Genomic DNA, 12,282 nt, shown 5'->3' with positions numbered 1-12,282 from the left:
ATCATCGGCTCGCCAGCACTATACACATCCAACAGAAGCAGCGTATCCACCTCGGCCAGCACGCGCACAAAGTCCTCATACAGGTCACGGGTACGCGTGTAGCGGTGCGGCTGATAGACCATCACCAGTCGACGCTGCGGCCAACCGGCGCGGACCGCGCGAATGACCATTTCAACCTCACGCGGGTGATGGCCATAATCATCCACCAGCATGACATCCATCTCACCACCGGGCGCCGGAAACTGCCCGTGCACCTGGAAACGCCGTCCGACGCCAGCAAAGCTTGCCAGCCCGCGCTGGATGGCCTGGTCATCAACTCCGGCATCACTGGCGACGACAATTGCCGCCAGAGCATTCAGGGCGTTATGGCGCCCCGGCATGGCCAGACGGATGGACAGCGGCACCTGACTTTCCGGACGATGCACCACAAAAGAAATGCTGCCGCCCTGCTGAGAAAACTCTTCGATACGGTAATCCGCATCCTCATCAAAACCGTAGGTCACAAAGCGGCGATTGACCTGACTCAGCAGGTCACGGACATGCACATCATCGATACACAACACAGCCAAACCGTAGAACGGCAGGTTATGCAGAAATTCCAAGAAAGTCGCTTTCAACCGTTCAAAATCACCGCCGTAGGTGGACATGTGATCGACATTGATATTGGTCACGATTGACAGCATCGGTTGCAGATGAAGGAAGGACGCATCCGACTCGTCAGCCTCTGCCACCAGATAGTCACCCGCGCCAAGCCTGGCGTTGACGCCAGCACTGGTCAGACGTCCACCAATCACAAAGGTGGGGTCCAAACCGCCTTCGGCCAGCAAGGTCGCCGTCAGGCTGGTGGTGGTCGTCTTGCCGTGGGTCCCAGCCACGGCAATCCCATGGCGAAAACGCATCAGTTCAGCCAGCATCTCCGCGCGACGGACTACCGGAACACGGTGCTCATTGGCCCAGCGAATCTCCGGGTTGTCAGCGTCTACTGCCGTGGATACAACCACCACATCAGCGTTGCGGGTATTGCTTGCCGCATGACCAATAGATACGTCAATGCCACAGCGCCGCAGCCGATGTATTACAGGGGAGCTCTTCAGATCACTGCCGCTGACCTGGTAGCCTTCGTTTGATAGCACCTCAGCGATGCCACACATGCCAACGCCACCAATGCCGATGAAGTGAATGCGGCGTATCTGCCGCATCCCCATGCCGCGACGCCCCGCCGCGCTAACTTGTCCGGGCACTGACCCGAGAGTTTTATCACTCAAAACCTATCTCCATACAGCCTGCCACCAACTGCTCGACAGCATCCAGCTGTGCGCCCGCACGGGCACGGGCAGCCATGTCGACAAGCGATTCCGGAACCAGCAGCGTCGTCAGGCTGCCCGCCAGCCGCGCTGCGCTCATCTCGTGTTGCGGCAGCAATGATGCTGCGCCCTGCGCAACCAGTGCGGCCGCATTGGCTGTCTGGTGATCATCCACCGCATGCGGGAAAGGCACAAAGAGTGCCGGTTTTGCCGCTGAAGCAAGCTCGGCTACTGTCAGAGCACCAGCGCGGCAGATTACCAGATCTGCCCACGCGTAGGCCGCCGCCATATCATCAATAAATGGTGTGACGTCTGCCGCAACGCCCTTGGCCAGATAGGCTGCCCGAGTCGCCTCATCCTTGTCGCGACCGGCCTGGTGATGAACCTCTGGCCGCTTGTGTTCAGGCAGCAGGGCCAACGCCTCCGGCAGTCGCTCATTGAGCGACTGGGCACCGAGAGAGCCACCCACCACCAGCAGCCGAAGCGCCCTGTCCCGCATCTCCTCAACCTGACGCGGCGTCTCACCCAGTGCCGCAATTTCAGGGCGCACCGGATTACCGACCAGTACGGCCTTGCCAGAAAAAGCCTGCGGAAATGCGGTGTAAGTGCGGCGCGCAAGATGCGAGAGGACCCGATTGGTGAGTCCGGCTACCGCATTCTGCTCATGAATCAGTAACGGCCGGCGCAACAACCAGGCGGCCAAACCGCCAGGGCCGCTGGCAAAACCACCCAGCCCCACCACCAGCTGAGGGTTCACTCGACGAACCACACCAATCGCCTGCTGCACAGCACGCAGCAACCGGAACGGAGCCAACAGCCAACCCGCCACTCCCTTGCCTCTGAGCCCGCTGACCGCCACGTGATGCAGCGGTATACCCGCTTCTGGCACTAGGCGGTTCTCAATACCCCGTGGGCTACCCAACCACTCTACCTCAACACCGACATCCCGCAGCCCACGGGCCAGTGACAACGCCGGAATGACGTGCCCACCCGTACCGCCGGCCATGATCAGTACCCGCCGCGGACGTACTTCGCTCATGCCTGGGCTCCTTCAACTGACTCACGTAACGCCGACTGCTGCTGAGTCTGTGGCGGCGGGGCCAGCCGTCGGCGCCGAGCACGGCGGGTTTCAATATCCGCCCGCACCAGAATAGACACCATCATGCAGTTCACCAGCAGACTTGATCCGCCATAGCTGAGTAGCGGCAATGTCAGCCCCTTAGTGGGCAGCATGCCGCTACTTACCGCGATATTGATAAATGCCTGGGCACCAATCATTAGTGCCAAGCCATAGCTGGCGTAGGCAGCAAACGGTAAACCAGCGAGCTCAGCACGTCGGCCGACGGCCATCGCCCGCCATACCAGCAGCGCGAACAGACAAATCACCACAACGGCGCCGATCAACCCAAGCTCCTCAGCCAGTACGGCAAACACAAAATCGGTATGCGCCTCAGGCAGGTAATAGAGCTTCTGTATGCTGTTGCCTAGTCCAACACCAACCCAGTGACCGCGGCCAAAGGCAATCAGCGCCTGGGTCAGCTGATAGCCACTGGCGAACTGATCGGCCCAGGGATCGGTGAAACTGGTGAGTCGTGCCATGCGATAAGGCTCGGCAATTGCCACAAAGGCACCCAGAACGACCACCAGCGCCATCAGTACAAGGAAGCGCCCCACCGGTGCTCCGGCCATTAATAACATGCCCATGACGCAGGCTGTTGACACCACCACAGCCCCGTAATCAGGCTCCAGAATCAGCAGGCCGGCATAGATACCAACGATTAATAGCGGCCTTAGAAAAGCACCTATTTTTGAACGAACCTCCGGCAGGAAGCGTTCAAGGTATGACGCCATGTAAACAATCAGGAACAGCTTGGCAAATTCGGAGGGCTGAACATTGAACGGAACCCCTGGAATTGATAGCCAGCGCTTACTCCCGTTCACTTCATGCCCACCAACGAGAACAACGGCCAGCAACACTCCCCCCACCAACAGCAGCAGCGGTCCGTTAGCCTTCCACGAGGCCAAAGGCACCCTGAGCATCAGCAAACCAACGCTCAACGCCAACAGCACAAAGACACCATGGCGGACGCTGAAGTACCAGGGGTTTCCGGTCAGCCCAGTAGCCACCTCGGTAGATGCCGAGGTAACCATGATCCAGCCGATCAGCATCAGCGCCAGTGCAGCCATTGGTAACCAGCCATCAAAAGGGGCATCAGCCGTTGAGAATGATTGTCGCAGACGCTGAAAGCGAGTCACGGTGCCACCTCGTTATGCAGTTGGATCACGCCATCGCGAAAAGCCTCTCCGCGTGCCTGATAGTTGGCAAACTGGTCCAGGCTGGCACAAGCTGGCGATAGCAGTACACAGTCACCGTCCTGAGCTACGCCAGCTGCCCGCCGCAGGGCTGCACCCAGATCTATGACTTTCGTCACCGTCAGGTGAGGCGCAAGAACACGCTGCAGCTGGTCCGCATCACGCCCGAAAACAATGGCTTCACGTGCATACGCTGCCAACGGCTCGGCCAGTGGGGAAAAATCGGCCCCCTTGCCAACCCCACCGGCCAAGAGCACCAACCGCCCGCTTAGCGTTGGCCCGATACCGGCAATGGCCGCCAGGGTGGCGCCAACATTGGTGCCCTTGGAGTCATTAATCCAGCGCACGCCATGTTCTTCGGCTACCAGTTCACAACGGTGGGACAGGCCTGAAAAACGCTCGAGCACTGCGCGCATGACACCCAGCGGAAAACCGAAATGGTGCCCCATGGCAAGTGCTGCCAGCGCATTGGCCTGGTTGTGGAACCCCGGCGCACGCACCGCCGCTGCCGGCATCAGAGGACGGCTGCCATGCATCAGCCAGGCGGTGCCGCCAGCCACCCCGTGGTCAGCCAAGACTGCAATACCCCACTCACCAAGGGCAGGCGGCAAAGTGGTAAAGCACTCAATCTGCGCCACCTCATCATCGCTATCCGGCCAGGTCATAGCGTCTTCGCCGTTGACTAGCGCATAACGTGCACCGGCAAATATCTGCTGTTTGGCGCGACGATAACCAGCCATGTCACCATGACGGTCAAGATGGTCTTCGCTGAGGTTGAGAAAGGCCACGGCTTCTGCGCACAGTTCAGGCGTGGTTTCAAGCTGGAAGCTCGACAATTCAAGCACAAAAAGCTCGGCATCGGGCACATCATGGAGCAGGTCGAGCGCTGGCGTGCCCAGGTTGCCACCTACTGCCACTTTTTTACCGGCCTCTGCTGCCATTTCGCCTAGCAACGTGGTCACCGTGGATTTGGCATTGGAACCGGTAATCGCCGCAATAGGCGCCTGACAAGCACGTAGGAAGAGTGCAATTTCACCGATAACCGGCGGGCTGTGCGGGGCATGTTTCAGCGCTGCCAGCTCAGGCACGAAAGGGGAAATGCCCGGACTGAGGATGATCTCCCGGGCCGCGCTCATATCGAGCCGTTCAAGCGGGCCGCAGCGAAGCTCCACGCCTGGAAACTCATGATAAAATGACTCAAGGTCCGGCGGTTCTGCGCGGGTATCAGCGACCATAAAAGGACAGCCGATCCGATCAAGGTGGCGGCAAATGGCACGCCCGGAGATACCCAGTCCGACGACCAGGGTCACTCCTTCCGGCACCTTGTGCATGTCGCTATCCTTGTTTCTCATCGCCGGATGCTACTCAGCGAATTTTCAGAGTGGCCAGCCCAAGCAGCACCAGCACCACGGTAATAATCCAGAAACGCACAATCACCCGGGGCTCAGGCCAGCCCTTCAGCTCATAATGATGGTGCAACGGTGCCATGCGAAATATACGCCGCCCGGTCATCTTGTAGGAGGCGACCTGCAGGATCACCGAGATGGTCTCCATGACAAAGATGCCACCCATCACAAACAGGATGATCTCCTGGCGCACAATCACTGCAACCACACCCAGCGCAGCCCCCAGCGCCAGAGAGCCCACATCGCCCATGAATACCTGGGCCGGATAGGTGTTGAACCACAAAAAGCCCAGTCCAGCCCCGGCAATGGTGGCACAGAACACGGCCAGTTCACCGGCTCCAGGAATCATGGGTATCTGCAGGTACTGGGCGAACACCACGTTGCCGCTGGCATAAGCAAACACGGCCAAGCCCATGGCCACCAGTACAGTGGGCATGATCGCCAAGCCGTCAAGGCCATCAGTGAGGTTGACGGCATTGGAGCTACCGACAATCACGAAATAGCTCAGCACCACATAGAACAGCCCAAGCGGCAGCATCACCCCCTTGAGCATCGGCACAACTAGGCTGGTTTCCACCGGTGTGGCAGCAGTCATATAGAGCACAACAGCAGCACCCAGACCAATCACCGACTGCCATAGGTATTTCCAGCGCGCCGGCAAACCACGTGGATTTTTCTCCACTACCTTGCGGTAATCATCCACCCAGCCAATAGCACCAAAGCCCAGAGTGACGGCCAGCACAATCCACACATAGTGGTTACGCAGATCACCCCACAGCAGGGTACTGACAGCAATGGCCATCAGGATCATCGCACCACCCATGGTCGGCGTCCCCGCCTTGGACAGGTGGGACTGCGGCCCATCGTCACGAACGGCTTGGCCAATTTGGCCCTCGACCAGCCGGCGAATGAAGATCGGTCCCAGCCACAGGCTAAGCACCAGGGCCGTCAGGGTACCCAGTATCATTCTCAACGTCAGATAATTGAATACATTGAAAGCGCTTTGGAATTGCGCCAGAAACTCAGCCAGAAAAAGCAGCATGAAAAGCGTTACCTTGAAGCATCTGGGCGCAGCGCCGCTACCACGGCTTCCATGCCCGCACTGCGAGATCCCTTGACCAGCACGCTGGCATCAGGGGGCAAATGTTGGAGAGCGTAACCCAGCAACGCCTCCCGGTTTTCAAAATGATGTCCCTGGTCGCCAAAGGCTTGGCTAGCAGGTCTGGCCTCAGCACCCAGGGTCAGTAAAGCATCGATGCCCAGTGCCCGGGCCTGGCGGCCCGCTTCGGCATGCAGCGCCTCGCTTGCCTGGCCCAGCTCACCCATAGCACCCAGCAGGCACCAGCGCGGAGACGGCTGGCTGGCCAGGGTCTCGAGCGCAGCAGCAAGTGCACCAGGGTTGGCATTGTAGCTGTCATCCATCAGTTGTGCGCCTCGCACCCCCTCGACCAGGCTCATCCGGCCCGGCATGGGGGCGACACTGGCCAAGCCCTCCGCCAACAGACTTTCATCAAAACCCGTCGCTAAAGCCGCAGCCGCGGCGGCCAGCGCATTGGCCACATTATGCTTGCCCAGCAGCGCCAGCTGAACGCGCCCCAGCTGGCGGCCATTATAAACAAGCGTAAAAGCATAACGGCCAAGGGAATCACAGACCAGTGTCTCAGCACGCAGACGCGCCGATGGATGAAACCCGAAATCCAGCACCTGGCGGGGCGATGCGAGCCGTTCCCACAACGGATAATAGCGATCGTCGCGGTTAAGCACAGCCACCCCGTCGCTAGGCAGCGACACCAACACCTCGGCCTTGGCCTGAGCGATCTGCCCCATGCCGCCAAATTCGCCCACGTGGGCGCCGGTAACATTGGTGATCACGGCCACGTCCGGCTCTGCCAGCGACGCCGTCCAGGCAATCTCTCCCAGATGGTTAGCGCCCAGCTCCACCACCGCCTGACGGTGCTCAGCACACAGGCCAAGCAACGTCAGAGGGGCGCCGAAGTCATTATTGAGATTGCCGTGGGTCGCCAGCGTCTTGCCTCTGCGCTCCAGCAGGCTGGCCAGAATCTGCTTGACCGTGGTCTTGCCGCTATTGCCCGTCACCCCCACCAACGGGCCCTGCCAGGCACGACGGCGAGCCCGGCCCAGCAAGCCCAGCGCCAAACGGGTATCTGGTACCACCAGTTGCGGCAGAGGGTCATCAACTGGTGTTTCTACAATGGCCGCCACAGCGCCAGCGTCGCGCGCCTGGGCAATAAAATCATGGGCATCAAAGCGCTCACCCACCAGCGCCACAAACAGCGCTCCTGGGGTAAGCTCGCGTGTGTCGGTAACAATACCGGACACGGCCAAGCTGCCCACGTCCGCCACCAGATAGGTGGCCGGCATACCAAGAGCGTTGGCCACCTGCTCAATCGTCGTTAACCCCGCTGGCGTCACGCATCACCTCCCCGAGCGCACTTTACTTTCGCACGCTGCTCCAGCGCCGCCTGCGCCTCGGCAAGATCCGAAAACGCATGGCGCACACCGGCAATCTCCTGATAATCCTCATGCCCCTTGCCGGCGATCAGAATCACATCCTCGTCCGCCGCCTCGCTGACCGCCTGCAAAATCGCCTCACGGCGACCGCCGATGTTCCAGGCGCTGGTTTGTGCCTGCTGCGATAGCCCATCAACCATTTGCTGGCGAATATGTGCAGGGAGCTCGCTTCGCGGATTGTCATCGGTGATCACTAGCTGATCGGCATAGCACTCTGCAGCGGCAGCCATCAGCGGGCGCTTGCCAGCGTCGCGGTCACCGCCACAACCAAACACGCACCACAGCCGCCCGCTACCTGGCAGATGCTCACGCAGTGCTGCCAGCGCGTTTTCAAGCGCGTCCGGCGTGTGCGCATAGTCGATGACCACCGTGGGTCTTGCAACGGCCTGTCCAGCCAGCGCCTGCATACGCCCGGGCACCGGCGTCAGCTGCGCGGCGGCCTCGAACAGCGCATCAAGCGAAGCGCCCCGGCCATACAGCACGGCCATGGCCAGCAGCACATTGCTGAGGTTGAAACGCCCAAGCAGTGGTAGTGTCAGCAGCCGCTCACCTTCAGGTGTGGCAACCAATGCCTCTAACCCTTCGGGCAGTAAAGCACTGCTCGCCACACCCAATGTTATAGCGTCATCAAGTGGCTTTTTTTCCTCACTGCTGACGGCCAGCACCCTGACGCCAGGTGGCAGTCCCGCCAGCATCAGCCGCACCAGCGGATCATCAGCATTGACGACTGCCAGCTCAAGCTCCGGGCGACGGAACAACTGCGCCTTGGCTGCCGCATAGGCTGCCATGCTGCCGTGGTAATCCAGATGATCGCGGCTCAGGTTGGTAAATACCGCTACTTGAATATTGGCAGCGTCCAGACGATCTTGGGCCAGCGCATGAGACGACACCTCCATCGCTACCCGGACCACGCCCTCGGCTGCTAGCTGTCCCAGTGACGCCTGAAGCGCCAGCGCGCCGGGCGTGGTTAGGTCCGAGCTACCAAGACACTGCGGCCGACCGGTACCCAGGGTGCCGATCAAACCCGCCGGCTCGCCCAGCATCTCGCTCAAAGCGGCAATATAGTGCGTCACCGAGCTTTTACCATTGGTGCCGGTGACACCAATCAACTCTAATGTTTCCGGCACCCGATAAAGCTGACTAGCCAAGCTACCCAGCTCGGCTCGCAATCCGTCCAGCGCAATGACATTCGCGGCTGGGGCTCCGCTGGCCTGGGTTTCGCTGAGCGGTGCCTCAGCTAGCACCAGGGCGGCGCCGGCTTGCAGCGCTGCAGTGATGTAATCGCGCCCGTCGGCACTCACCCCAGGCACCGCCAAAAAGATGTCACCGCCTTTCACGTTGCGGCTATCCAGATGCAGGCTGACGCGCTCAGGCAGCCGGTCTCCCAGCCCAGCATCAAGTAGCAGCTGATGCTGCTCGGGCCAGCGTTGGGCCAGCAGGTCGAGCAGCCTGGCGCTGTCGACGCCCAGCGGAAGTTCATTCGTCAACGGACACCTCCATGTCTGGCGGCACATCCAGGATACGCAGGGCGCTGCCAGCAATGCGCGAGAACACCGGCGCTGCGACAGCACCGCCGTAATAAGCCCCCTCGCGGGGATGGTCAATCATCACCACAGCGATGATTCGAGGATCGGTGGCCGGCGCGATACCCACGAAGAGACTGCGGTAAGCCTGTCTTTCATAGCCGCTGCTACCGGTCTTGCGTACCGTGCCGGTCTTACCAGCCACACTGTAACCGGGCACCAACGCGCGCCGGGCACCGGTGCCCGGCGCGACGACTTTGTCCATCATCTGCAGCACCTGTCTGGCGACCTCAGCGCTGATGACCTGATCACCTTCAGGCGCCGCTGGCTGTTTCAGCAACGACGGCGGCATGCGCCGCCCCTCATTGACAATGGCGGTAAAGGCACTGGCCAGCTGCAGTGTGGACACCGACAGGCCATAGCCGTAAGACAGGGCTGCCCACTGACTGCTTGACCAACGCACTGGTGCGGGCATGGTGCCGGTGGACTCACCGGGAAAGCCTGTTTCCGGCGACTGGCCAAGCCCCAACGCGCGATACGTATCAGGCACCACCGGCTCGTCAAGTGACAGCGTCAGCTTGGCCATGCCAATATTGGACGACTTGAGCAGTATCCCAGCCAGGTCCAGAACACCGTTATTGCTGACATCCCGGATAGTGAAGCGGTCGATGCGCATTGACCCGGGTGACGTATTGACTGTGGTGTTCAGGGGAAAGCGTCCGGTTTCAAGCAGCGCTGCCATAGCCAGCGGCTTGATCACCGAGCCAGGCTCAAACGCATCAACAATGGCCTGGTTGCGCAAGCCGGCCGGATCCAGACCTTCGCGATTATTGGGGTTGTATGACGGCTGGTTAGCCATGGCCAGCACCTCGCCGGTGCGAGCGTCCATCATCACCAGCACGCCGCCATCAGCGTTGTTTTCGTCAACCGCATTTTTCAGCTCGCGGTACGCCATGTATTGCAGACGCTGATCTATCGACAGCACCAGGTTGCCGCCCGGCTCAGCTTCACGTAGTACTTCGAGATCGCGCACCAGCTGACCACGACGGTCTTTGAGCACACGCCGCCGGCCCGGCTCGCCTGCCAGATAGGAGTCATAGGCAAGCTCAAGCCCCTCCTGACCGCGATCGTCCACATTCGTCACACCTACCAGCTGGGCAATCACCTCACCGGCAGGATAGTAGCGCTTGTATTCTTCACGCTTGTGTACACCCGGTACCCGCAAATCCAGAACACGCTGGGCCTGGGCAGGCGTCATGCGTCGACGCAGATACATGAATTCGCGATCGGCGTAGCGATCGATACGCTCGTTGAGCTGGTCGAGGTTCTGACCCAGTGCCTGGGCCAGCTGCAACCTGAGAATTCCGTCATCCGGCAAGTCCTGAGGGTTCGCCCACAGCGTGACAACCGGTGTGGAAATCGCCAGCGCTTCACCGTTGCGATCAGTGATCATGCCGCGGTGGGCAGGGATGGGGTCGACGCGCACAGTACGAGCGTCACCCTGCCCTTTAAGGAAGGTACGATCAACGATGTGCAGATCAATCACGCGCCACACCAACAGCCCCAACCCCAGCAGCACCAGGCCGACCAGCAGTTGATAGCGCCATTTGCTCATAGGCGCATCAGGTGGTGGCTTACGGGGAGACACACCGCGGCGCGAAAATGTACTCATGGGCGCACCACCTCGATTTCCTCAATCTCAGGCAGACGCATTTCAAGGCGCTCACCGGCCAACCCTTCAACCCGAGTCGGTGCTGACCAGGCGCTCTGCTCCAGCAGCAGCTGGCCGTACACCGTCTGCAGCTGCTGGAACTCACTTTCGAGGCGCTGCAGCTCACCGTACTGCTCGCGGGTTTCGTGACTTGCCTTGATAACCGCCAATGCGGTCAGCAAACACAGCACCAGCAATATGAGATTCAGCAGAAGCTTGCCGCTGAGCTTAATGACAATAGGCCAGTCATAGACGGGCTTTCTGCGTTGAACTTCCCCACTCATGGCATATCTCATTCAATCAACCAGCATTCTGGTCAGCGTCATTCATTGTCAATAGCGCTTACGGGCGGCACGCATGACCGCACTGCGCGCCCGTGGGTTGCCATCGATTTCCTGGGCACTGGGTCGGCGTGCTTTACCCAGCGCTTCCAGGCGGCGTGGAATCTGGTCATCACGCAGCGGTATACCGCGCGGCAACTGGGCATCACCGCGGACATGATCGCGGATGAAGCGCTTCACCCGACGGTCTTCCAGTGAATGAAAACTGATCACCACCAGATGTCCGCCCGGTGCCAAGGCATCAAGTGCCGCCGCCAGGGCAGCGTCGAGCTGATCCAATTCGCCATTCACATGGATACGCAACCCCTGAAAGGCCCGGGTTGCCGGGTGCTTGCCTTTCTCCCAAGCGGGGTGCGCCTCCTTGATGACCTCGGCAAGGTCACCGGTGCGCTCAAACGCCCGCTCCTGGCGCCGTGCCACGATAGCGCGCGCCAGGCGGCGAGCATAACGCTCTTCACCATAGCTTTTGAAAACACGGGCAATATCCGCCTCGCTGGCGGTGGCAATCCAGTCGGCAGCACTCTGGCCTTGGGTCGGGTCCATGCGCATGTCCAGCGGGCCATCACGTAAAAAACTGAAGCCGCGTTCCGGATCATCCAGCTGCGGCGACGACACGCCAACATCAAGCAGCACGCCAGACAAGCGTCCATGCAAATCATGCTGTGCGGCAATCTCACCAAGTCGTGCGAACTCGGCCTGCGCAATGGTAAAGCGCGGATCATCGATGCGCGCCGCTTCAGCAATGGCTTGCGGATCCCGATCGATGGCCAGCAGCCGCCCGGCGCTGCCAAGGCGCTCAAGAATCAGCCGGGAATGCCCGCCGCGGCCGAAAGTGCCGTCGACATACACACCATCCGGATCATGAACCAGCGTATCAACGGCACCATCAAGCAGCACGCTGGCATGGCGATAGATGCTTGAATCTGCATCCGGGGGAGATGTCGTCATGCACGTCTCAATGGAGTAAAGGAAGGGAAATAAGGTGGGAGTCAGCCGATAAGCCGGGTTCTGTCGTTGAACAGTCATTCCTCTAGGGATGACGTCACCATCATCCTCAAGCAACCTACCCGAACCCAGCGCGGGCCGCGCCAACGGGTTCCTATTTGGTCTTGCTCCGAGTGGGGTTTACCATGCCACGCACTGTTGCCAGGC

Annotated in this window: 10 protein-coding genes and 1 other RNA gene; all 11 read right to left on the bottom strand. The window is 60.3% G+C overall.

What is annotated here, in order from left to right:
* Window positions 1–1,205: UDP-N-acetylmuramate--L-alanine ligase (gene murC, locus ACTH3D_RS10465; RefSeq protein ID WP_441667024.1), on the bottom strand; the 1,205-nt coding region annotated here is incomplete at its 3' end.
* Window positions 1,206–1,257: 52 nt separating this feature from the next.
* Window positions 1,258–2,343 (bottom strand): undecaprenyldiphospho-muramoylpentapeptide beta-N-acetylglucosaminyltransferase, encoded by a 1,086-nt coding sequence (gene murG / locus ACTH3D_RS10460; protein WP_441667023.1) that lies wholly within the window; start codon window positions 2,341–2,343, stop codon window positions 1,258–1,260.
* Complete coding sequence (ftsW, locus tag ACTH3D_RS10455) at window positions 2,340–3,560, bottom strand: putative lipid II flippase FtsW (RefSeq protein WP_441667022.1); 1,221 nt, start codon at window positions 3,558–3,560, stop codon at window positions 2,340–2,342. Before ftsW ends, murG begins: the two co-directional genes overlap by 4 nt.
* Window positions 3,557–4,948: a UDP-N-acetylmuramoyl-L-alanine--D-glutamate ligase gene (murD, locus tag ACTH3D_RS10450; RefSeq protein WP_441667021.1), complete on the bottom strand. Its 1,392-nt coding sequence runs from the start codon at window positions 4,946–4,948 to the stop codon at window positions 3,557–3,559. Before murD ends, ftsW begins: the two co-directional genes overlap by 4 nt.
* Window positions 4,949–4,982: 34 nt before the next feature.
* Window positions 4,983–6,065, bottom strand: coding sequence for a phospho-N-acetylmuramoyl-pentapeptide-transferase (mraY, locus tag ACTH3D_RS10445; protein ID WP_441667020.1), 1,083 nt, complete (start codon window positions 6,063–6,065; stop codon window positions 4,983–4,985).
* An 8-nt stretch (window positions 6,066–6,073) separates the two neighbouring features.
* A complete protein-coding gene (locus ACTH3D_RS10440) occupies window positions 6,074–7,456 on the bottom strand; it encodes a UDP-N-acetylmuramoyl-tripeptide--D-alanyl-D-alanine ligase (protein ID WP_441667019.1) in 1,383 nt (460 codons plus the stop codon).
* Window positions 7,453–9,042, bottom strand: coding sequence for a UDP-N-acetylmuramoyl-L-alanyl-D-glutamate--2,6-diaminopimelate ligase (locus ACTH3D_RS10435; RefSeq protein WP_441667018.1), 1,590 nt, complete (start codon window positions 9,040–9,042; stop codon window positions 7,453–7,455). Before ACTH3D_RS10435 ends, ACTH3D_RS10440 begins: the two co-directional genes overlap by 4 nt.
* Window positions 9,032–10,750 carry a peptidoglycan D,D-transpeptidase FtsI family protein gene (locus ACTH3D_RS10430; RefSeq protein ID WP_441667017.1) on the bottom strand — a complete coding sequence of 573 codons (1,719 nt, stop codon included), beginning with the start codon at window positions 10,748–10,750 and terminating at the stop codon, window positions 9,032–9,034. The genes ACTH3D_RS10435 and ACTH3D_RS10430 overlap by 11 nt, the downstream gene beginning before the upstream one ends.
* The gene (ftsL, locus tag ACTH3D_RS10425; protein ID WP_441667016.1) at window positions 10,747–11,073 is read right to left on the bottom strand and encodes a cell division protein FtsL; all 327 of its coding nucleotides are present in this window, start codon (window positions 11,071–11,073) and stop codon (window positions 10,747–10,749) included. The genes ACTH3D_RS10430 and ftsL overlap by 4 nt, the downstream gene beginning before the upstream one ends.
* Window positions 11,074–11,121: 48 nt before the next feature.
* On the bottom strand, window positions 11,122–12,078 hold the full coding sequence (gene rsmH / locus ACTH3D_RS10420; RefSeq protein ID WP_441667015.1) for a 16S rRNA (cytosine(1402)-N(4))-methyltransferase RsmH: 957 nt from the start codon (window positions 12,076–12,078) through the stop codon (window positions 11,122–11,124).
* A 33-nt stretch (window positions 12,079–12,111) separates the two neighbouring features.
* An RNA gene (rnpB, locus tag ACTH3D_RS10415) (RNase P RNA component class A) lies at window positions 12,112–12,282 on the bottom strand; the annotation flags it as partial.

Source organism: Halomonas sp. (assembly GCF_052095765.1).
GTDB lineage: Bacteria > Pseudomonadota > Gammaproteobacteria > Pseudomonadales > Halomonadaceae > Halomonas.
The sequence above is the reverse complement of the archived record's forward strand: the minus strand, read 5'-3'. Positions and strand labels throughout refer to the sequence as shown.

Excerpts from the sequence above, each read along its gene's own strand:
- murG (WP_441667023.1), bottom strand. The coding sequence starts at position 2,343 with ATGAGCGAAGTACGTCCGCGGCGGGTACTGATCATGGCCGGCGGTACG.
- murD (WP_441667021.1), bottom strand. The coding sequence starts at position 4,948 with ATGCACAAGGTGCCGGAAGGAGTGACCCTGGTCGTCGGACTGGGTATC.
- mraY (WP_441667020.1), bottom strand. The coding sequence starts at position 6,065 with ATGCTGCTTTTTCTGGCTGAGTTTCTGGCGCAATTCCAAAGCGCTTTC.
- ACTH3D_RS10430 (WP_441667017.1), bottom strand. The coding sequence starts at position 10,750 with ATGAGTACATTTTCGCGCCGCGGTGTGTCTCCCCGTAAGCCACCACCT.
- ftsL (WP_441667016.1), bottom strand. The coding sequence starts at position 11,073 with ATGAGTGGGGAAGTTCAACGCAGAAAGCCCGTCTATGACTGGCCTATT.
- rsmH (WP_441667015.1), bottom strand. The coding sequence starts at position 12,078 with ATGACGACATCTCCCCCGGATGCAGATTCAAGCATCTATCGCCATGCC.